Source organism: Burkholderia sp. E168m22, from assembly GCF_001319805.1.
GTDB classification, from domain to species: domain Bacteria; phylum Pseudomonadota; class Gammaproteobacteria; order Burkholderiales; family Burkholderiaceae; genus Burkholderia; species Burkholderia orbicola.
Genome location: NZ_BBSK01000073.1, coordinates 1 through 20884 on the forward strand (window position 1 = coordinate 1; position 20884 = coordinate 20884).

At 67.7% G+C, this 20884-nt stretch carries 18 protein-coding genes; 13 read left to right on the forward strand and 5 right to left on the reverse strand.

Features of this window, described 5'->3' with window-relative positions; all coding sequences use genetic code 11:
• The 8 genes from AP428_RS17045 to AP428_RS17080 form a co-directional block, all read left to right on the forward strand.
• Positions 1-608: enolase C-terminal domain-like protein (locus AP428_RS17045; RefSeq protein ID WP_304502889.1), on the forward strand; the 608-nt coding region annotated here is incomplete at its 5' end.
• 87 nt (positions 609-695) lie between these two features.
• The gene (locus tag AP428_RS17050) at positions 696-1472 is read left to right on the forward strand and encodes an SDR family oxidoreductase (protein ID WP_011547135.1); all 777 of its coding nucleotides are present in this window, start codon (positions 696-698) and stop codon (positions 1470-1472) included.
• A gap of 12 nt (positions 1473-1484) precedes the next feature.
• On the forward strand, positions 1485-3023 hold the full coding sequence (locus AP428_RS17055) for a sugar ABC transporter ATP-binding protein (protein ID WP_011547136.1): 1539 nt from the start codon (positions 1485-1487) through the stop codon (positions 3021-3023).
• A gap of 36 nt (positions 3024-3059) precedes the next feature.
• Positions 3060-4097 carry an ABC transporter permease gene (locus AP428_RS17060; RefSeq protein ID WP_006480700.1) on the forward strand — a complete coding sequence of 346 codons (1038 nt, stop codon included), beginning with the start codon at positions 3060-3062 and terminating at the stop codon, positions 4095-4097.
• Between the two features lie 82 nt (positions 4098-4179).
• Complete coding sequence (locus tag AP428_RS17065) at positions 4180-5121, forward strand: ABC transporter substrate-binding protein (protein WP_011547137.1); 942 nt, start codon at positions 4180-4182, stop codon at positions 5119-5121.
• A gap of 67 nt (positions 5122-5188) precedes the next feature.
• Positions 5189-6079, forward strand: coding sequence for an amidohydrolase (locus AP428_RS17070; protein ID WP_011547138.1), 891 nt, complete (start codon positions 5189-5191; stop codon positions 6077-6079).
• A 68-nt stretch (positions 6080-6147) separates the two neighbouring features.
• Positions 6148-6915, forward strand: coding sequence for a FadR/GntR family transcriptional regulator (locus tag AP428_RS17075; RefSeq protein ID WP_006480703.1), 768 nt, complete (start codon positions 6148-6150; stop codon positions 6913-6915).
• A 182-nt stretch (positions 6916-7097) separates the two neighbouring features.
• A complete protein-coding gene (locus AP428_RS17080) occupies positions 7098-8243 on the forward strand; it encodes an alpha-hydroxy acid oxidase (RefSeq protein ID WP_011547139.1) in 1146 nt (381 codons plus the stop codon).
• Between the two features lie 52 nt (positions 8244-8295).
• Here AP428_RS17080 and AP428_RS17085 read toward each other — a convergent pair whose 3' ends face one another.
• The 5 genes from AP428_RS17085 to AP428_RS17105 form a co-directional block, all read right to left on the reverse strand.
• On the reverse strand, positions 8296-9537 hold the full coding sequence (locus AP428_RS17085; RefSeq protein ID WP_011547140.1) for an FAD-binding oxidoreductase: 1242 nt from the start codon (positions 9535-9537) through the stop codon (positions 8296-8298).
• Positions 9538-9652: 115 nt separating this feature from the next.
• Positions 9653-10993 carry an amidase family protein gene (locus AP428_RS17090; protein WP_011694817.1) on the reverse strand — a complete coding sequence of 447 codons (1341 nt, stop codon included), beginning with the start codon at positions 10991-10993 and terminating at the stop codon, positions 9653-9655.
• 14 nt (positions 10994-11007) lie between these two features.
• Positions 11008-12348, reverse strand: coding sequence for an MFS transporter (locus AP428_RS17095; protein ID WP_011694816.1), 1341 nt, complete (start codon positions 12346-12348; stop codon positions 11008-11010).
• Positions 12349-12420: 72 nt separating this feature from the next.
• Positions 12421-13857, reverse strand: a complete 1437-nt coding sequence (locus AP428_RS17100; protein WP_011694815.1) for an amidohydrolase family protein — start codon at positions 13855-13857, stop codon at positions 12421-12423.
• A 164-nt stretch (positions 13858-14021) separates the two neighbouring features.
• On the reverse strand, positions 14022-14909 hold the full coding sequence (locus AP428_RS17105; protein WP_011547144.1) for a LysR family transcriptional regulator: 888 nt from the start codon (positions 14907-14909) through the stop codon (positions 14022-14024).
• 424 nt (positions 14910-15333) lie between these two features.
• Here AP428_RS17105 and AP428_RS17110 point away from each other — a divergent pair, with 424 nt between their 5' ends.
• The 5 genes from AP428_RS17110 to AP428_RS17130 all read left to right on the forward strand — a co-directional run bounded on the left by AP428_RS17110 (position 15334) and on the right by AP428_RS17130 (position 20881).
• On the forward strand, positions 15334-16041 hold the full coding sequence (locus AP428_RS17110; protein ID WP_041489359.1) for a YfiR family protein: 708 nt from the start codon (positions 15334-15336) through the stop codon (positions 16039-16041).
• Positions 16038-17306 carry a diguanylate cyclase domain-containing protein gene (locus AP428_RS17115; protein ID WP_011547146.1) on the forward strand — a complete coding sequence of 423 codons (1269 nt, stop codon included), beginning with the start codon at positions 16038-16040 and terminating at the stop codon, positions 17304-17306. The genes AP428_RS17110 and AP428_RS17115 overlap by 4 nt, the downstream gene beginning before the upstream one ends.
• An 86-nt stretch (positions 17307-17392) precedes the next feature.
• A complete protein-coding gene (locus AP428_RS17120; protein ID WP_011547147.1) occupies positions 17393-17905 on the forward strand; it encodes an OmpA family protein in 513 nt (170 codons plus the stop codon).
• 404 nt (positions 17906-18309) lie between these two features.
• Positions 18310-20430 carry a type VI secretion system Vgr family protein gene (locus AP428_RS17125; RefSeq protein WP_011547148.1) on the forward strand — a complete coding sequence of 707 codons (2121 nt, stop codon included), beginning with the start codon at positions 18310-18312 and terminating at the stop codon, positions 20428-20430.
• A 28-nt stretch (positions 20431-20458) separates the two neighbouring features.
• Positions 20459-20881: a DcrB-related protein gene (locus tag AP428_RS17130; protein WP_011547149.1), complete on the forward strand. Its 423-nt coding sequence runs from the start codon at positions 20459-20461 to the stop codon at positions 20879-20881.
• Positions 20882-20884 lie beyond the last annotated feature (3 nt).

Below are 20884 nucleotides of genomic sequence, written 5' to 3' on the forward strand. Positions count from 1 at the left end.
TCGAGGACGACATCCGCCGCGTGACGATCGCGCGCGAGGTGATCGGCCCCGACCGCAAGCTGATGATCGACGCGAACCAGGTGTGGGAAGTCGACGAGGCGATCGACTGGGTGCGCGAACTCGCGTTCGCGCGGCCGTGGTTCATCGAGGAGCCGACGAGCCCCGACGACGTCGAGGGGCATCGCAAGATCCGCGAGGCGATCGCGCCGGTGCAGGTCGCGACCGGCGAGATGTGCCAGAACCGCGTGCTGTTCAAGCAGTTCATCGCGCGCGGCGCGATCGACGTCGTGCAGATCGACGCGTGCCGGCTCGGCGGCGTGAACGAGATTCTCGCGGTGATGCTGATGGCCGCGAAGTACGGGCTGCCGGTGTGCCCGCACGCGGGCGGCGTCGGGCTGTGCGAGTACGTGCAGCACCTGTCGATGATCGACTACGTGTGCATTTCCGGTACGAAGGAAGGGCGCGTGACCGAGTACGTCGATCACCTGCACGAGCATTTCGTCGAACCGTGCGTGGTGCGCGGCGCGGCGTACATGCCGCCGACGGCGCCCGGTTTCTCGATCGAGATGAAGCCCGAATCGCTGGAGCAGTACCGGTTCCGCGGCTGAGCAGGGCAATGCACGACGGCGCGCCATTTGCATGGCGTGCGTCGTGGGCATCGTGCGCGGCGACAACATGAACGACGGAGACGCGAAGTGGATTTGAATCTGCAAGACAAGGTCGTGATCGTGACCGGCGGCGCGTCGGGTATCGGCGCCGCGATCTCGATGCGGCTGGCCGGTGAAGGCGCGGTTCCCGTGGTGTTCGCGCGCCACGCGCCGGACGACGGCTTCTGGCGCGAGCTCACGCAGCAACAGCCGCGCGCCGCGTGCGTCACTGTCGAACTGCAGGACGACGCACAGTGCCGCGACGGCGTCGCGCAGACCCTCGCGCGCTTCGGCCGTATCGACGGCCTCGTCAACAACGCGGGCATCAACGACAGCATCGGGCTCGACGCCGGGCGCGATGCGTTCGTCGCGTCGCTCGAACGCAACCTGATCCACTACTACGTGATGGCGCACTACTGCGTGCCGCACCTGAAGGCGGCGCGTGGCGCGATCGTCAACGTCTCGTCGAAGACGGCCGTGACCGGGCAGGGCAACACGAGCGGCTATTGCGCGTCGAAGGGCGCGCAACTCGCGCTGACGCGCGAATGGGCCGTCGCATTGCGCGACGACGGCGTGCGCGTGAACGCGGTGATTCCGGCCGAGGTGATGACGCCGCTCTATCAGAACTGGATCGCCGGCTTCGACGATCCGCAAGCGAAGGTCGCGGAAATTGCCGGCAAGGTGCCGCTCGGCCAGCGCTTCACGACGGCCGACGAGATCGCCGATACAGCGGTGTTCCTGCTGTCGGAGCGTGCGTCGCACACGACGGGCCAGTGGTTGTTCGTCGACGGCGGCTACACGCATCTCGATCGTGCGATCAGCTGAGGGCCGCGCGCGATGCAACCCGACCTGAACCCGAACACCACGCAGCCGCTGATCGCGCTGACCGGCATCGGCAAGCGCTTTCCGGGCGTGCAGGCGCTCGACGATTGCCGTTTCGACCTGCGCGCGGGCGAAGTGCATGCGCTGATGGGCGAGAACGGCGCCGGCAAGTCGACGCTGATGAAGATCCTCGCGGGCGTCTACCAGCGCGACGCGGGCGAGATCCGGATGGACGGCCGCCCGGTGGAGATCGCCGACCCGCGTGCCGCGCAGGCGCTCGGCATCGGCATCATCCATCAGGAGCTGAACCTGATGAACCACCTGAGCGTCGCGCAGAACATCTTCATCGGCCGCGAGCCGCGCGGCCGCTTCGGCGTGTTCGTCGACGAAGAGAAACTCAACCGCGACGCCGCCGCGATCTTCCAGCGGATGCGGCTCGATCTCGATCCGCGCACGCCGGTCGGCCGGCTGACGGTCGCGAAGCAGCAGATGGTCGAGATCGCGAAGGCGCTGTCGTTCGACTCGCGCGCGCTGATCATGGACGAGCCGACCGCCGCGCTGAACAACGCGGAAATCGCCGAGCTGTTCCGCATCATCCGCGACCTGCGCGCGCATGGGGTCGGCATCATCTACATCTCGCACAAGATGGACGAGTTGCGCCAGATCGCCGATCGCGTGACCGTGATGCGCGACGGCAAGTACGTCGCGACCGTGCCGATGGCTGACACGTCGATGGAATCGATCATCTCGATGATGGTCGGCCGCCAGCTCGATACGGAAACCCGCACGCCGCCCGATACGTCCGGGAACGAGATTGCGCTCGAAGTGCGCGGGCTGTCGCGCGGCCGCGCGATCCGCGACGTCGGCTTCACGCTGCGGCGCGGCGAGATCCTCGGCTTCGCCGGGCTGATGGGCGCGGGCCGTACCGAGGTCGCGCGCGCGGTGTTCGGCGCGGATCCGGTCGATGCGGGCGAGATCCGCGTGCATGGCCGGGCCGTGACGATCCGCACGCCGGCCGACGCGGTGAAATATGGCATCGGCTACCTGTCCGAGGATCGCAAGCACTTCGGGCTCGCGATCGGGATGGACGTGCAGAACAACATCGCGCTGTCGAGCATGCGCCGCTTCGTGCGCCGCGGCCTGTTTCTCGATGCGCGCGGGATGCGCGACGCCGCGCGGTCGTACGTGCGGCAGCTCGCGATCCGCACGCCGTCGGTCGCGCAGCCCGCGCGGCTCTTGTCGGGCGGCAACCAGCAGAAGATCGTGATCGCGAAATGGCTGCTGCGCGACTGCGACATCCTGTTCTTCGACGAGCCGACGCGCGGCATCGACGTCGGCGCGAAAAGCGAAATCTACAAGCTGCTCGACGCGCTCGCCGCCGACGGCAAGGCGATCGTGATGATCTCGTCGGAATTGCCCGAGGTGCTGCGCATGAGCCACCGGATTCTCGTGATGTGCGAAGGCCGCGTGACCGGCGAATTGCGCGCGGCCGACGCCACGCAGGAAAAGATCATGCAGCTCGCGACGCAGCGCGAGTCGACCGTGTTGTCCTGATTGCCTTGACTGTCCCGATTCAGACGCCTAACGATCATGTCCAACGATACGCATCCCGTTCCGCCCCTCGCCACCGGCGACACGCCGGCCGCCGCATCGAGCCTGAAATCGCGCTTCTTCAACCCGGCCGCGCGGCAGAAGCTGCTCGCGTTCGCGAGCCTCGTGCTGCTGATCGTGTTTTTCAGCTTCGCGTCGTCGAACTTCCTCGAAGTCGACAACCTCGTGTCGATCCTGCAGGCCACCGCCGTCAACGGCGTGCTGGCCGTCGCCTGCACGTACGTGATCATCACGTCCGGCATCGACCTGTCGGTCGGCACGCTGATGACGTTCTGCGCGGTGATGGCCGGCGTCGTGCTGACGAAGTGGGGGATGCCGCTGCCGCTCGGGATTCTGGCCGCGTTGTGCTTCGGCGCGCTGTCGGGCTGCGTGTCGGGCTTCGTGATCGCGAAGATGAAGGTGCCGCCGTTCATCGCGACGCTCGGCATGATGATGCTGCTCAAGGGACTGTCGCTCGTGATCTCGGGCACGCGGCCGATCTACTTCAACGACACGCCGGGCTTCACGTCGATCGCGCAGGATTCGCTGATCGGCAACCTCATTCCCGCGCTGCCGATTCCCAACGCGGTGCTGATCCTGTTTCTCGTCGCGATCGGCGCGTCGATCGTGCTGAACCGGACCATCTTCGGCCGCTACACGTTCGCGCTCGGCAGCAACGAGGAGGCGCTGCGGCTGTCCGGCGTGAACGTCGATGCGTGGAAGATCGCCGTCTATACGTTCAGCGGCGCGGTGTGCGGGATCGCCGGCCTGCTGATCGCGTCGCGGCTGAACTCGGCGCAGCCGGCGCTCGGGCAGGGCTACGAGCTCGATGCGATCGCGGCCGTCGTGATCGGCGGCACGTCGCTGTCGGGCGGCGCGGGCAGCATCGTCGGCACCATCATCGGCGCGTTCATCATGAGCGTGCTGACCAACGGCCTGCGCATCATGTCGGTCGCACAGGAATGGCAGACGGTCGTGACGGGCGTGATCATCATTCTCGCCGTCTACGTGGACATCCTGCGCCGGCGTCGCCGCTGACGCCGATACCGAGGCGCCAGGGCATGGGCTTCACCGCCGGCCGGGCCGGCATTTCAGTCGATACCAACCAAGGAGACGCGAAGTGATCAGGAGCAAGGTGTTGAACGCGATCGTCGGGCTGACGTTCGCCGCCGGCGTCACGGCCGGTGCGCAGGCGCAGGAAACCTATATCCCGCTGATCTCGAAAGGCTTCCAGCATCAGTTCTGGCAGGCCGTGAAATCGGGCGCGACGCAGGCCGCGAAGGACTACAAGGTGAAGGTGACGTTCGAAGGGCCCGAAACCGAGGCGATGGTCGACAAGCAGATCGACATGCTGTCGGCCGCGATCGCGAAGAAGCCGGCCGCGCTCGGCTTCGCGGCGCTCGACAGCAAGGCTGCACTGCCGCTGCTGAAGAGGGCGCAGGCCGAGAAGATCCCGGTGATCGCGTTCGACTCGGGCGTGGACAGCGACATTCCGGTGACGACGGCCGCGACCAACAACAAGGCCGCGGCCGCCCTTGCGGCCGACAAGCTCGCCGCGCTGATCGGGGACGAAGGGCAGGTGGCGGTGGTCGCGCACGACCAGACGAGCCGCACCGGCATCGACCGCCGCGACGGCTTCCTCGACCGGATGAAGTCCGCGCACCCGAAGGTGCAGGTCGTGACCGTGCAGTACGGCGAAGGCGATCAGTTGAAATCGACCGAAGTGACGAAGTCGATCCTGCAGGCGTATCCGAAGCTCAAGGGGCTGTTCGGCACCAACGAAGGCTCGGCGATCGGCGTGGTCAACGGCGTGCGCGAGATGAAGCGCAAGGTCGTGATCGTCGGCTACGATTCCGGCAAGCAGCAGAAGGACGCGATCCGCAGCGGGCTGATGGCCGGCGCGATCACGCAGAACCCGATCGGGATCGGCTACAAGACGGTCGAGGCGGCCGTGAAGGCGATCAAGGGCGAGAAGCTGCCGAAGGTCATCGATACCGGTTTCTACTGGTACGACAAGACCAATATCGACGATCCGAAGATCGCGGCGGTGTTGTACGACTGAACGTGGCGGACGGGCGGGGGCGACGCTCCGGGCCGTCGTCGCCGCGGTGATTGAACACGAGGGCATCATGGGCGCAGTGCGTATCGATTCGCATCAGCACTTCTGGCGTTATCGCGCGGCCGACTATCCGTGGATCGGCCCCGGGATGGGCGTGCTCGCACGCGATTACCTGCCCGACGAACTGTGGCCGCAGATGCATGCGCAGGCGCTCGGCGCGTCGATCGCCGTGCAGGCGCGCGCCGGCCGTGACGAGACGGCGTTCCTGCTCGACCTGGCGCGCGACGATGCACGCATCGCGGCGGTGGTCGGCTGGGAGGATCTCGGTGCGCCGGCGCTGGCCGACCGCGTCGCCGAGTGGCGCAGCCCGAAGCTGCGCGGTTTTCGTCATCAGGTGCAGGACGAAGCCGACGTCGGCGCGTTCGTCGCCGATCCCGCTTTCAATCGCGGCGTCGCCTGGCTGCAGGCGAATGGCTATGTGTACGACGTGCTCGTGTTCGAGCGCCAGTTGCCGGACGTCCGTGCGTTCTGCGCGCGGCACGATGCGCACTGGCTCGTGCTCGACCACGTCGGCAAGCCGGCGCTGGCCGAGTTCGAGCGTGACGACACCGCGCTCGCGCGCTGGCGCGCGTCGCTGCGGGAGTTGGGTGCGCTGCCGCACGTCGCGTGCAAGCTGTCGGGGCTCGTGACCGAGGCCGACTGGCGGCGCGGCCTGCGTGGCCAGGACATCCGGCATATCGAGCAGTGCCTCGACGCGGCGCTCGACGCGTTCGGCCCGCAGCGGCTGATGTTCGGATCGGACTGGCCCGTGTGCCTGCTCGCGGCGTCGTATGACGAGGTCGCGTCGCTGGTTGAACGCTGGGCCGAAGCGCGCCTGTCGGCGGCCGAGCGGGGCGCGTTGTGGGGCGGCACGGCCGCGCGCTGCTACGCGGTGCCGGGCGATGTGAAGCGCGGCATATAAAATAGGTGCGAACGGTCTGTGCGATTTGACAGGCCGTCCGCAACGAAACCGATTACCAGCGTCAACGTATGTCCATCCAGCCGATTCAGAACCGCCGCCTCTACCAGCAGATCGCCGACAAGCTCAGTGCGATGATCGAGTCCGGCGATTTCCCGCCGGGCAGCTATCTGCCGCCCGAGCGCGAACTCGCCGAACGGTTCGGCGTGTCGCGCACGTCGGTGCGCGAGGCGCTGATCGCGCTCGAAGTGAACGGACTCGTCAGCGTGCGTGTCGGCGACGGCGTGAAGGTGCGCCATCCCGAAGCGGCCGCGGCGCCCGAACCCGCGCCGGCTCCCGACGCGACGGTCGCGCCGTTCTCGATCGTCGAGATCGATCCCGAGCTCGGCATCGCACTCGATCTCGACACCGAAATCCCGCCGTTCGCGCTGCTGCAGGCGCGCCGGCTGATCGAGCCGGAAGCCGCGTCGCTGGCCGCGAAGCACGGCTCGGACGCGCAGATCGAAGGCATCCACGAAGCGTTCCTGCGCAACCAGGACGACAACCGCAGCGGCTCGCTCACGCACCCGGGCGACCGGCTGTTCCATATCCGCATCGCGGAGGCGAGCGACAACGCCGCGTATGCGCTGATGATCAAGCAGTTGCTCGCGCACAAGTACGACCTGATGTTCCAGCGGCTGCAGTCGCTGTACATGCCGAACGACATGCCGCACCGGTCGGAGCTCGAGCATCGCGCGATCCTCGATGCGATCCGTGCGCGCGATCCCGACGCCGCGCGCCGTGCGATGGCCGAGCATCTCGATGAAGTGATTCGCATCTTCGGCCGCGCGCTCGACTGAGCGTGCGAATCGATTCGCTGCAGGGTCGGCAGCGGTGGCGCGATGCGGCGCGATTCCGGGTGCCGATACGGCTACCATCCCTTGCGAGGACACCGGCCGTCGGTATAGAACGAACGCAGCGACGCGAGCGACGCGTGCCGGCCCGCCGGCATGCCGCTCGCGCGCCGAATGGAGTGTGACGAATGCGCGTGAACGATTGCCATAATTTCCACGACTTCCGCGAACTGGCGAAGCGGCGGTTGCCGGGGCCGATCTTCAATTACATCGACGGTGCGGCCGACGATGAAACCACGTATCGACGCAACACGAGCGCGTTCGAAAGCTGCGATCTGGTGCCGAACGTGCTGCGCGGCGTGCGCGATGTCGATCTGTCGGTGACGGTCATGGGGCAAAAGCTCGGCATGCCGGTTTATTGTTCGCCGACCGCGCTGCAACGCCTGTTTCATCATGACGGCGAGCGGGCCGTCGCCGCAGCAGCCGCGAAATTCGACACGATGTTCGGCGTGTCGTCGCTCGGCACCGTGAGCCTGGAAGAGGCCCGTGCGATCAGCCCGGGCCCGCAGGTCTACCAGTTCTACTTTCACAAGGATCGCGGCCTCAACCGCGAGATGATGAACCGCTCGAGGGAGGCCGGCGTGAACGTGATGATGCTGACGGTGGACAGCATCACCGGCGGCAATCGCGAGCGCGACAAGCGCACCGGCTTCTCGATTCCATTCAGGCTGACGCTCGCGGGGCTGACCGAGTTCGCGTTGAAGCCGGCCTGGGCGGTCAACTATCTGACCCACGAGCGGTTCCGTTTGCCGCAGCTCGACCGGCACGTCGACATGGGCGGCGGCGCAATGTCGATCAGCCGCTACTTCACGGACATGCTCGACCCGTCGATGTCATGGGACGACGTCGCCGCGATGGTGCGCGAGTGGAACGGGCAGTTTTGCCTGAAAGGCGTGATGTCGGTCGACGACGCCCGCAGGGCGGCGGACATCGGTTGCACCGGCATCGTGTTGTCGAACCACGGCGGGCGGCAGCTGGACGGTTCGCGCGCCGCGTTCGACCAGCTTGCCGAGGTGGTCGACGCGGTGGGCGACCGGATCGACGTGATGATGGATGGCGGCGTGCAGCGCGGTTCGCACGTACTGAAGGCGCTGGCGCTGGGGGCGAAGGCCGTCGGGCTGGGGCGTTATTACCTGTTCCCGCTCGCCGCCGCCGGGCAGCCCGGCGTCGAGCGCGCGTTGCAACTGATGCGCACGGAAATCGAACGCGACATGCGGCTGATGGGCTGCGCATCCGTCGCGCAGCTCGGGCGAAACCAGCTGCGTTTTCGCTGACGGCGCGTTTCGGCGCCATCCGGGCCTGCGTGCCGGCGCCGGCATCGCGCGCTCAGAAGCGGTCCGCGCGATACGGTGCCGGGTCGGTGAACGGCGCCTCGCCGGTCATCATCTCGGCCAGCAGGCGGCCGCTGACCGGGCCGAGCGTCAGCCCGTGATGGTTGTGCCCGAACGCGAACCACAGCCCGCGATGCGCGGGCGCGGGGCCGATCACCGGGCGCATGTCGGGCGTGCACGGCCGGAAGCCGAGCCACGGATGCGGATCGAGCCGCTCGCCGAAACCGAACACCGGCCGCGCGACGCGTTCGGCGCGTTCGAGCTGCACGCCCGTTGGCGGAAGCCCGCGCCGCGCGATCTCGACGCCGGTCGTCAGCCGCAGCCCGCGCCGCATCGGCGCGATTACATAACCGTATTCGCGATCGACGATCGGCGCCGACGGCACGCCGCGCGCGGACGGCGCGTAGTGCATGTGGTAGCCGCGCTTCTCGCGCAACGGGATCTTGTAGCCGAACTTGCCGAACACCGTGTCGGACCACGGACCGAGCGCGACGACGACGGCCGGCGCGGCCGCCGGGCCGTCGTCGGTCCTCACCTGCCAGCCGGGCGACAGCGCGTCGAGGCTCGCGGCGTCGCCGGTCAGCAGCGTGCCGCCGCCCTGCACGAACAGGTGCGCATACGCTTTGACGAGCGCGGCCGGGTCGACGACGCTTTTCGGGTCGAGCCAGTGCAGCGCGCCGCAGAAGCCCGGTGCGAGGCTCGGTTCGTGCGCGCGCAGCGCGGCCGCATCGAGCGGCGTGATGCCGAGCCCGTGGCGGCGCGCGGTGAGGCCGGCCTCGGCCACGCCGCGTTCGAATGCGGCCGGCGTGCGGAACGCTTCCAGCCAGCCACTGGCGCGGACCAGTTCGCCGGCGCCGGCCCGCGCGATCAGCGCATCGTGTTCGACGATGCAGCGTTCGATCAGCGGCAGCATGTCGCGCGAGGCCGCCGCATGACGCGGCGGCGCCGATTCCCACCAGAACCGTGCGAGCCACGGCGCGAACGCGGGCAGCGACGCGCTGTGCCAGTAGAGATCGGTGGAGCGGTTCAGCGCATAGCGCATCAGCGTGAACGGGCTGCGCGGGAACGGATACGGTTCGACCGACGAGCGCTCGATCAGCCCGGCATTGCCGAAGCTCGTGCCTTCGCCGGGCGCGCCGCGATCGACGAGGGCGACCTTGCGGCCGCGATCCTGCAGGTGCAGCGCGGCGGAGACGCCGACGATGCCGGCGCCGAGAACGATGACGTCGAAATCCATCGATGGTGAGTGACGGTTGGCGGGGCGCTTGCCCGCGGTGCGGCGCGCGCCCGGTTGGAGAATGTTCGAGCTGCAAGCATACTCGCGGCGGCGCGCGGCACCAAGGGGCGCGTCGCTAACGGAGCATGTCGCCCCACGCGGCCGAGAACTGCCGCGCGGCGTCGAAGCACACCGCGTCGCCACCGGGCCCACCGATCAATTGCACGCCGACCGGCAGCTCGCCCGATGCGAAGCACGGCGCGCTGACGACCGGCAGCCCCGCGAACGAGATCGGTTGCGTCAGCAGGCCGAGCGTCTTCGCGGGTTCGAGCGCGACGCCATTGATATCGACAGTCGCGTCGGTGAAGCGCGGCGCCGCACAAGGCGTCGCGGCCGCGAGCAGCAGGTCGTGGCGCGCGAACAGCGCCGCGATGCGCGTACGCCAGGCGGCACGGTCGGCAAGCGCGTGCCGATACGCGGAGTCGGACGTCGCGAGGCCGGCAGCGAGGCGCGACCGCAGGTGTTCGGAGACGAGCGCCGCCGGCGCGTCGACCAAGCCGTGATGGGCGCGCGCGAGCTCCACGTTCGAGATCACGAGCGCCGCTTCGCGCACGTGCGCGACTTCGTCGCTGGCGACGGCTACTGTTTCGCCCGCCCGCAGACGGGCCGCTGCACGCCGGACAGCGCGTTGCGCATCCGCATCGGCATGTGTTTCGAAATCGCCGGTCAGCACGGCGACGCGAAGCGGGGCGGCCGGATCGCGCGGCCGTTGCGCGCGCGGTGCATGCGTTTCGCGCAGCGTGTCATACAGCACCGCAAGATCGTCGACATCGTTCGCGAACCCGCCGACGGTATCGAGCGAGTCGGCATACGGCAGGCAGCCGGCCCGCGACAGCCGTCCGTCGCCGGGCCGGAACCCCCATACGCCGCACAGCGCCGCCGGTGCGCGGACCGAGCCGTTGGTATCGCTGCCGAGCGCGAGCGGCACGTAGCCGGCGGCGACCGCGGCGGCCGAGCCGCTCGACGAGCCGCCTGTCATGCGTGTCGGGTCGGCCGGGAGGCGCACCGCGCCGTAGTGCGGATTTACGCCGGTGGCGCCGCACGCGAGTTCATCCATCTGCGTCGCCCCTATGGGGATCGCGCCGGCCGCGCACATTCGCGCAACGATCGTCGCATCGGCGACGGCGGGCGGCAATGCCGCGCGCGCTGGCGATCCGGCAACCGTCGTATAACCCGCCACGTCGATGTTCCACTTCACGAGGAACGGCACGCCGGCCAGCGGGCCCGGGTCGCGTCCGGCCCGCACGAGGCGGTCGATGCGCAGCGCATCGCGCCGTGCTCGCTCGTCGAAGGTGGCTGCGCACGCGTTGATCGCGCTGTCGCGGGCGGCGATGTCGGCGAGCACGGCTTGCACGAGCGACATCGCGCTCACCTGCCCGGCGCGCACCGTCGCCGCCAACGCCAGCGCGCTGCGCATCGATGGCGCCGCGCTCACGTGCGCACCATGAGCCGGCGCGGAATCGACAGGATCAGCGCAGCGGCGGCGAACAGTGTGAAGGCGAGCAGCGCGACACCGAGCTCGGTGCTGCCCGTCAATCCGGTTGCATAGCCCATCAGCGTCGGGCCGACGAAACCCGCGACGGCCGCGCCGATGTTGACGAGCCCGGCGCCGCCCGCGGCCGCTTCTCCCGCGAGAATTCGCGACGGCAGGCTCCAGAACATCGCGAGCGTGCTCATGATGCCGGCCACGCCGACGGTCAGGCACGCGACCGCGAGCACGGGATGCGTGCGCATGCCGAGGCTCGCGAGCAGCGCGATGCCGCCGATCGCGACAGGCAGCGCCGTATGCCAGCGGCGCTCGCCGGTCCGCACCGAATGCTGCGCGTTCGCGACCATCGCGACCGACGCGACCAGATACGGGATCGCGCTGACCAGGCCGATTTGGAGGTTGCTCGACGACCCGAGCGCCTTGATCATCGTCGGCATCCAGAACACGAGCCCGTAGTTGCCGATGTTGTAGAGGAACGACGTCGCGAACAGCAGCCACAGGGTCGGCTCGCGCAATGCGGCGCCGAGGCGGGTGCGCTTGCCGGCCGCTTCCTGCGCCATCTCCGCGTGAATCATCCGCTTTTCCGTATCGGTCAGCCAGGTTGCATCGTCGATCCGCTCCGTGACACGGGCGAGCAGGTACACCCCCAGCACGATGGCCGGCAGACCTTCGATCAGGAACATCCACTGCCAGCCGCGCAGCCCGAAGCCGCCGTGCGTGGCGTCCATGATCCAGCCGGACAGCGGGCCGCCGACGATCACGCCGAGCGGCATCGCGAGAAACAGAAACGCCATGACCTTCGCGAGCCGGTGCGACGGAAACCACACGCTGAAGTACGCGATCACGGCCGGAAAGAAGCTCGCTTCGGTCACGCCGAGCAGGAAGCGCAGCGCGTAGAAGCTCGCGGTGTCGCGGGTCGTGAGCGTGGCGACCGACACGATGCCCCACGTCAGCATCGAGCCGGCGAGACAGCGCTTCACGCCGATCCGCCGCACGAGCCAGCCGGCCGGCACCTGCAGCAGCAGGTAGCCGACGAAGAACAGGCCCGCACCCACGCCGTATGCAGCGTCCGTGAGGTGCAGGTCCGTCACCATCTGCAGCTTCGCAAAGCCGACGTTGACGCGGTCGAGATAGCCGAAGAAATAGCAGACCAGGATCAGCGGAATGATGCGCCGGCTCAGGCGTGCATACAGTGCATCGAGGCCGGGGGCGGCGGCTTGCGCGTGCGTGGGCGGGTCGGCTTGCATGCCGCGCGGCGTGGCGGCGCCGTTGGGATTCGTCATGGTGACTCCGTGCAGGTGGCCTTCGGGGCGGCTGCCGCGACCGCGCGAGCGCGCGCCGCCGATCGGCCGGTTCTAGATGTCGCGGCGCAGCGCCCGGCCGGGACGCGTGCCGGTGTGCCGGCCATGTTCGAGCACGGCCTGCCCGTTGACGAACACGTGCTCGATGCCTTCGGGGCGCAGCGTCGGGCTCGCGAACGTCGCACGGTCGATCACGCGGACGGGGTCGAACACGACGAGATCGGCGTAATGACCGACCGCGAGCCGCCCGCGTTCGGCGATGCCGAACTGCTCGGCGGTGAGCCCCGTCATTTTGCGCACCGCGGTTTCGAGCGGGAACAGGCCGCGCTCGCGGGAGAATTCTCCGAGCACGCGCGGGAACGTGCCCCACAGCCGCGGGTGCGGGCGCATGTCGTTGGGCAGGCCGTCGGAGCCGACCATCGTCAGTTCGTGACGAACGATGCGCTCGACATCCGCTTCGTCCATCACGAAGTAGATCGCACCGGCGGGGCGCAGCGCGTCGATCGCGGCGTCGACCGAATCGCCGAACAGCGGCAGCAGTTCATGGAAGTCGCGGCCCGCGAGTTCGGGATGCGGCTTCGACCACGCGAGGATCACGCGGGACGACTGATGGATGCGATCCGCGCGCAGCATCGTCGACGTGGCCGGATACGGATGGCAGTCGAGACACAGCGGTTGACGCGTGCGTTGCGCGTCGATATGCGCGAGCGTTTCGACCGAGCGGCCGTGATTGGCCTTGCCGGCCACCTTGTGATGCGACAGCACGACGCGCACGTCGAGCGCGCGGCCGATCGAGAACGCTTCGTCGAGCGACGCGATGATCGCGTCGGTTTCGTCGCGCAGGTGCGTCGCGAACACGCCGCCCGTCTCGCGCAACGGTGCGCACACGTCGATCAGTTCGTCCGTCGTCGCGGCTGCCGCGGGTGGGTAGAAGGTGCCCGACGAGACGCCGAACGCACCGGCCGCCATCGCTTCGCGCACGTCGGCCGCCATCGCCGCGATTTCAGCCGCGTTGGCCGCGCGATCGAGATCGGCCATGTGCCGCACGCGCAGCGTCGAGTGGCCGATCAGGGCCGCCGTATTGACGGCGGCGGGCGTGGCGTCGAGCGCGTCGAGATAGGCGCGAAAGGACGGGAAGCGGAACGCCTGCCACGCGCCCAGCAGGTCGAGCGGCTGCGGCACGTCCCTTTCGGCGAGCAGCGGCGCGAGGCTGATGCCGCAGTTGCCGGCGATCACCGTCGTGACGCCTTGCGCGACCTTCGGCTCGACGTCGGGATCGGTCAGCACGAACGCGTCGTCGTGCGTGTGGCTGTCGATGAAGCCCGGCGCGACGACGAGGCCGCTCGCATCGACCGTATGCGCGGCCGTCGCACCGCCCAGGTCGCCGATCGCCGCGATGCGCGTGCCGGTCACGCCGAGATCGGCTTCGAAGCGTGCGGCCCCGGTGCCGTCGATCAACTCGCCGCGACGCAGGATCACGTCGAAATGCATGGTGGTTCCTCCTGAATCCGTCCGGATTCGGGGCGTTACCCGTTTCCGTCGTTCATGTTCGCCCCCATCGTCCCCAGCCATTTTTCGGGTGTCCAATGCCGTTCGGCTCGCGATTCATGCGAAACCGGCATCAATGCGGCGCGCCGCCGTGCCGCCCCGCGGCGTCACGCGAACGACGCCTTCACCAGCGCCTGGAGGTCGCCCGCGAAGCTGGACATCGAAATGCCGCGATGCCGAACGATGCCGACCGTGCGCTCGATCGTCGGGCTCGCGATCGGCACCGCGCGCACCGCCGGCGAGCCGTACGCACGCAGTGCGCTCTCGGGCAGGATCGCGCAGCCGACCCCGGCCGCCACCAGCGCCGCGACGCACGAGATGTGCTCGACTTCGTAGAACCAGCGGGCTCGCACCGCTTCCTGGCCCATCAGCATTTCGAGCAGCAGGCGGTTGCCGCTGTCGCGACCGCCGATGATCAGCTTCGCCTGGCGCAACTCCCCGAGCGTGACGGCGTCCGCGCGCGCCAGCGGATCGTCGTTGTGCGCCGCGAGCACGTAACGGTCGGTGAAGAGCGGTTCGAACAGGAGATCGTCGTCGTCACCGGGATGCAGGCTCACGCCGAATTCGGCGATGCCCGCGCGCACCTGCGACAGCACGAAGTCGTGATTGCCGTCGAGGATCTGCACGGCGACGTGCGGATACTTTGCGGCGTAGCGACGCAGTACGTCGGGAAGCGCCTGCGCGACGATCGTCGGGATCGACGCGAGCCGCACCTTGCCGTAACGTTTTTGCGCGATGTCCTGGATCGACGACAGCATCATGCCGAGCTGCGCGATCTGCTCGCGCGCCATCGGCAGGAACTGGCGGCCGACACCCGTCAACGTCACGCTTCGCGTGGTGCGCTGGAACAACTCGACGCCGAGCGTCTGCTCGAGTTTCTGGATGCGGCGCGACAGCCCCGGCTGGGTCAGGTTCAGTTTTTCCGCCGCGCGATGGAACGTGCCGAGTTCCGCGACGGCGACGAATGCTTCGAGTTCCGAGTTTTCGATTTTCATGACGCTCCGTTGTGCAGGCTGGATCCGGCATTCCGACGTATGGCCGCGGGACGAGCGGACATTCTCGTCGATATCGATTCATTGTCCACCGCGTGGCCCGTACGGCCGTGGAGCGTACACGCATGGCGGATCGAGCCGTTTGACGCCCGCGAGATGCTTGAATGCGTGACTGGCGGATGGATGAAGTTTGCCGTGAGCCGGGGTTCAATCCGCAGATCAATGTGCCGACGCCGACACCGGACCGCCGTGGGTTGCCGCAGCACCGGTTCGGCATGCTTTCCGGCAGGATTCGCGGGTGTATCCCACTGGTTTGGGATACGAATTTTTACCTAAGATGGAAGGAATCGTGCGCGTGATACGGTGCCTGCACGCGCATGGCAGGCAGGAGGCGGGGCCGGGAACGACTGCGGCAGATGTTTCCATCATGGATGCAAGTGTGTGCGCGGCGGCTGCGAGTCTTGCGGTCGCATCGACGCCAGCGTGTGCGGCGGCATTCGCCGCGCGAAAGGCGTCCGGCCAGTGGGGCCGAGTCGCCACGTTCCGCCATGCGTTTGCCGCAATCGTTTGCGTTCTGAGCGCCGTACCGGTCGTCGCCGGCGCGCCTGCCGTGATGGACGAGACCGCGGTCGATGCGGTGCAAGTTGCCACCACCGCCACGCCGGCCAGCCCGACAGGTTCCGCCTTTTCGTCACACGACACGGCCGTGCGTCAGGTGGTGCTCGGCATCATCAGCTTCACGCGCTGGCCGACCACGCCCGTGCGCCTGCATCTGTGCGTGACCGGCAGGCCCGACTATGCGGGCGGCCTGACCGACACGCTGCAGGCCGGCTCGACGGTGCTCGACGTGCAACGCGTGCGCTCCGACGATCCGTCGCTCGGCATCGCGTGCGACGTCGTCTATCTGGGCGCCTTGAGCAACGACGCGCGCGCGCGGGTGAGAGCCGCGTTGGCCGGCCATCCGGTGCTGACGATCGCGGAACACGATCCGTCTTGCACGGCGGGCGGCATGTTCTGTCTCGACGTCGACGGCGACCGCGTGTCGTTCGACATCAATCTCGACGCCGTCGCACGCAGCGGCGTGCGCGTGCATCCGAACGTTCTCAATCTCGCACGACGGCCGGTGACGCCATGACACGCGCCGTGCCTCCCATTCGCGCTTCGCGCCCGCCGCGCCCGACGCTGCAAAGCGTGCTGCGGCGCGCGCACCTGCGCCTCGCGTTCGTCGCGGTGACGATGGCCGCCGTGTCGTTGATCGTCGTCGCCGTGATCGCGTTGCGCGCGTATGCCGGCAACAACCTGAACCTGCTGGCGCGCTCGCTCGGTTATACGGTCGAGGCGGCGCTCGTGTTCGGCGATCGCGTCGCGGCGAACGAGGCGATCGGGATGATCGCCGGCGACGAGGACGTCGCGCAGGTGGTCGTCACCGACAGCAAGGGACAACTGTTCGCCACGTGGCAGTTGCCGGCCGGAAACGGCCTCGCGCGGCTCGAGCGCGCGGTGGCCGACGTGGCGCTGCCGGGGCCGGTGACCGTCCCGGTGATGCACGACGGCATCATCGTCGGCCACGTCGTCGTGCGCGGCCGCGGCCACCAGTTCTTCGGCTTCCTGCTCGGCGGCGTCGGCGGCATTCTCGGCTGCCTGGCCGTCAGCGTGTTCGGCGCGTACGTCAGTTCGAAACGCCTGCTGCGCGACATCGTTTCGCCGCTGCGCGCGCTGGCCGGCGTCGCGCACGCGGTGCGGCGCGAGCGCGCGTTCGCGCGGCGCGTCGAGCCGGCGGCGATCGCGGAACTGAACCAGCTCGGCGACGACTTCAACGCGCTGCTCGACGAATTCGAAGACTGGCAGAACACGCTGCGCGACGAGAACGCGTCGCTCGAGCACAAGGCGACGCACGATGCGCTCACGGGGTTGCCCAACCGCGTGCAGTTCGAGTCGCGCCTCGCGCTTGCGCTTTGCGATGCCACGTTGACGGGGCAGCGGGTCGCCGTCCTCTATCTCGACTGCGACCGCTTCAAGGAGATCAACGATGGTTTCGGTCACGACGCCGGGGACGCGGTGTTGATCGACATCGCATCGCGGCTGCGCACGCGGGTGCGAGAGACCGATCTCGTCGCGCGCCTGGGCGGCGACGAATTCGCGGTGATGCTGGCGGCGGTGCCTGAAGCGGGCAGCGTGTGCCGGATCGCCGACGAGATTTTGTCCGGCATGGCACCGTCGATCGAGCTGTCCGACGGCCGCGTGGTGGCCACCATGATGAGTGCCGGCGTTGCGCTGTATCCCGATCACGCGTTGGACGCGAGCGGCTTGCTGCGCGCGGCGGATATCGCGATGTACCGCGCCAAGCGTGCGCGGCCGGGATCGTGGCAGTTGGCGGAGAGCGTTGCAGGGCCGGTTTGAGCTCGATCGACTCGCGCCGCGGGCGAGGCCGCGGCGGCGGTTAAAAGAAGCGCCTGCAGGGCGGGCGCGATGGAAGGGGAGGCAAAATGAACCACTCGTTTCCTGTGAGCACGGGGCGGACGTGCGTCGGGAGCGCGCTGCTGCTGTGCATGCTGCTGGTGGGCTGCCAGACGCCGCCGCCGCTTCATCGGGGGCTGACGCAGACGCAGGTGACGGCGCTGAAGTCGGCCGGGTTCCAGGAGACTGGACAGGGATTCGAATTCGGGTCGACCGGGCCGATCCTGTTCGATTTCGACCGGTACAACCTCAAGCCGGATGTGCGCCGGATCGTGGAACGGATCGGGCGGACCTTGCGGTCGGCGGGGATCAACGGAGTGCGCGTGTACGGGTACTCGGATGACGAGGGGACGGCTGCTTACGACGCCGAGTTGTCGAGGCGGCGAGCGGAAGTCGTTGCGGTCGAGCTGGTTGACGTCGGGCTGGATGCGAAGCGGATTGCGATCGTCGGAAAAGGGAAGCTCGACCCGGTCGGGGATAACAGGACGCCGGCAGGGCGGGCGCAGAATCGGCGGGCGGCGATCGTGGTTTCGCCGCGATGAGGGTGGTGCGCCGGGATGGCGATTGCACGCTTGCCGACGAGGAGGTCGTCTCTAGTATGTTCGTTCAAACACTGACCCGGGAAGGCCCTAGCGCGGTCAGTCTCAGCTGTTTCCCGCCATTGTCACGCGGATACTCCAGCATCCGTTGATCGCCGCCGTGTCCCGCGCCGTGCGGCCTGTCGAGACATGCGGGGTGACACGGTTTCCATTGCCGACCGTCGTGCTGCCTGGCCGTGGGCGACCGCGGTCTCGCGTCCGGCTGCCGGTCCGTTTTTCCGATTTTAAGGGTCGGAAAGCAAACGTTTGCCGGAGACTTTCAAGCGGTCGGGTTTTACCCTACATTATCGTGGCTGCGGACCGGCGAGCCGGCCGATGGAACCTGAGATCACACGCAAGGAACAAGAATGAGTTTCGCTCCGAATGGGGGTATTCCCAGTGGATTGGGTGGTGGTGCGTTCGGCTCGTTGAGTGCGCTCGGCGGCCTCGCCGGCCCGGTGGCGTCGAGTGTGGCCGGCAGCCTCGGGCCGCTCGCGGGGCTGGCCGGGCACGTCGACACCGTCCAGCGCGCGCTGCAGCTCGCACAGACCGGTTTCTCGCTGATGGAGAAGACGCCCGGCGCCATCGCCGACGCGATCAACGGCGCCGCCAACCCCGCGCGCCTGACCCAGCTCAATCGTTACGTCACGCTCGATACGCCGCTCGGCCCGGATGTGCTGCTGGTCAGCGCGGCCGTCGTCGACGAGCACGTGAACCGCTTGCCGGAAATCCATCTCGACCTGCTGTCGCATCGCCACGACCTGCGCCCGGAGGACCTGATCGGCCAGCAGGTCAAGATCCGCTTCGACCAGCAGGCGCGCCTGTCGACGCTCGAACGCGTCGTGGCGGCGGGCGGCGGCGACAACGACCGCTACTTCGACGGCTACGTCGCGTCGTTCGATCGCGCCGGCAACCCCGGCAACGTCACGCAATACCACCTGACGGCCGTGCCGTGGTTCTGGTTCCTGACGCGCTCGACCGACTGCCGGATCTTCCAGAACAAGACCGCGCAGGACATCCTCACCGAGATCTTCCAGGAACACGGGTTTTCCGATTTCACGTTCGACATCCGGACCAGCCAGAAGCCGCTCGAGTACGTCGTGATGTACCAGGAGAGCTACTACAACTTCTGCGCGCGGCTGATGGAGCAGGAAGGGCTCATCTGGACGCACCGCTACGAGAAGGACAAGCACTTTCTCGTGATCGGCGACACGAACCTGCTGTTCCGCCCGATCGACGGGCTCGCCACCGTGCCGTTCGCCGCGACCGAGGCCAGCGAAGACAGCGGCATCGACCAGTTGCACGAAGGCCGGCGCTTCGGCGTCGGCAAGGTCACGTTCCGCGACTTCAATCACCAGAATCCGTCGTCGCCGCTGATGCTGGTGGAGGCCGGCCCGCAAAACCTCAAGCATGCGCGGCTCGACGCGACCGAGCGGTTCGAGCACCAGTCGCTGTACGACCACGGCGACGACGGCAACCGCTACGCCCGTTTCGCGATGGAGGCCGAGGAGGCGCAAGCCCATCGCTATACCGGCGGCGGCTACGCGTGGCGCATGACCACGGCGGGCGCCGTGACCGTCGCGAATCATCCCGTCCTCGAAAACAACCAGGAGTACGTGATCCTGCACGTGCGTCACGAGGCCGTGAACGACTATACGCAGCACAGCGCGAAGCTGCCGTACCGGAACAGCTTCTCGCTGTTGCCGAAGAAGATTCCGTACCGTGCGCCGCGCGCGACGCCGAAGCCGGTGATTCACGGCACGCAGTCGGCGATCGTCGTCGGGCCGAAGGGCGAGGAAATTCATACGAACGGCAGCGCGGTGAAAGTGCATTTCCCGTGGGATCGGCGCGGCAAGAAGGACGGCTCCGATTCGATGTGGGTGCGCGTGTCGCAGCCGTGGGCGGGCGACGGCTGGGGCGCGGCCGCGATTCCGCGGATCAAGCAGGAAGTACTGGTGGCGTTCAATCAGGGCGATCCGGATAACCCCGTGATCGTCGGCCGCGTGTTCAACGGCGAGCAGGGCAACCCGTATCACGGCGCGGCCGGCCAGACGATGGGGATCAAGAGCCAGACGCACAAGGGGCAGGGGTCGAACGAGTTGCTGATGAGCGACGTCAATGGTGCGCAGATGCTCTACATGCATGCGCAGAAGGACATGCATACCGTGGTCGAGGACGCTCAGTGGACTCAGGTTCTCAAAGGCGACCGGACCGTCGAGGTGGGCAAGGGCAACCATACGACGGCCATCGCGGTTGGCAACCTGTCGGACGTTGTCGTGCAGGGCAATACGCTGCATCAGACTCCGCAGGGTGTGCACACGCTGGAAGCCAAGGAACTCTGGATCAAGATCGGCGGCGACGGCGGCACGCGGATCCACATGACAGCCGACTCGATCGACATCTACAAGGGCGAGTCGGTGATCCATCTGGATGACGGCAATATCAATATCCAGGCTGCTCGAACCGACATCAACCCGAAGAACGGCTAATACCAATAACCAATAAGGATAACAAAGCATGTACCAGATGCAGGAAGGCACGTTGGCGCTGCCCGTGGAATGGCAGGACAAAACGATGAACGTGTTCGTGTCGGCGGCGACTGGCACGGAGGGCGTGAGTTTCGTGATCACGCGCGAGCGGCTGCCGTGGGGCATGAAGTTCGCCGAATATGTGACGAGCGAAATCCGGAAAGTGGCGAAGCAGGTTCCCGATTACGCCGAGGTGGCGAATGAAGACGCCACGGTATCCGGGCGCGCTGCACACGTGCACGAGTTCACCTGGACGAACAACCAGGCGCTCATTCATCAGCGGTTGACGATGGTGGAATACGGGCAGGTTGTCCTGATGCTCACCTTCACCGCGCCCGGTACGCTGAGCGACACACAGCGCGAACAAATCCGGACCGTGATTCAGAGCCTTCAGTTGCGCGATCCGGTCTGAGGC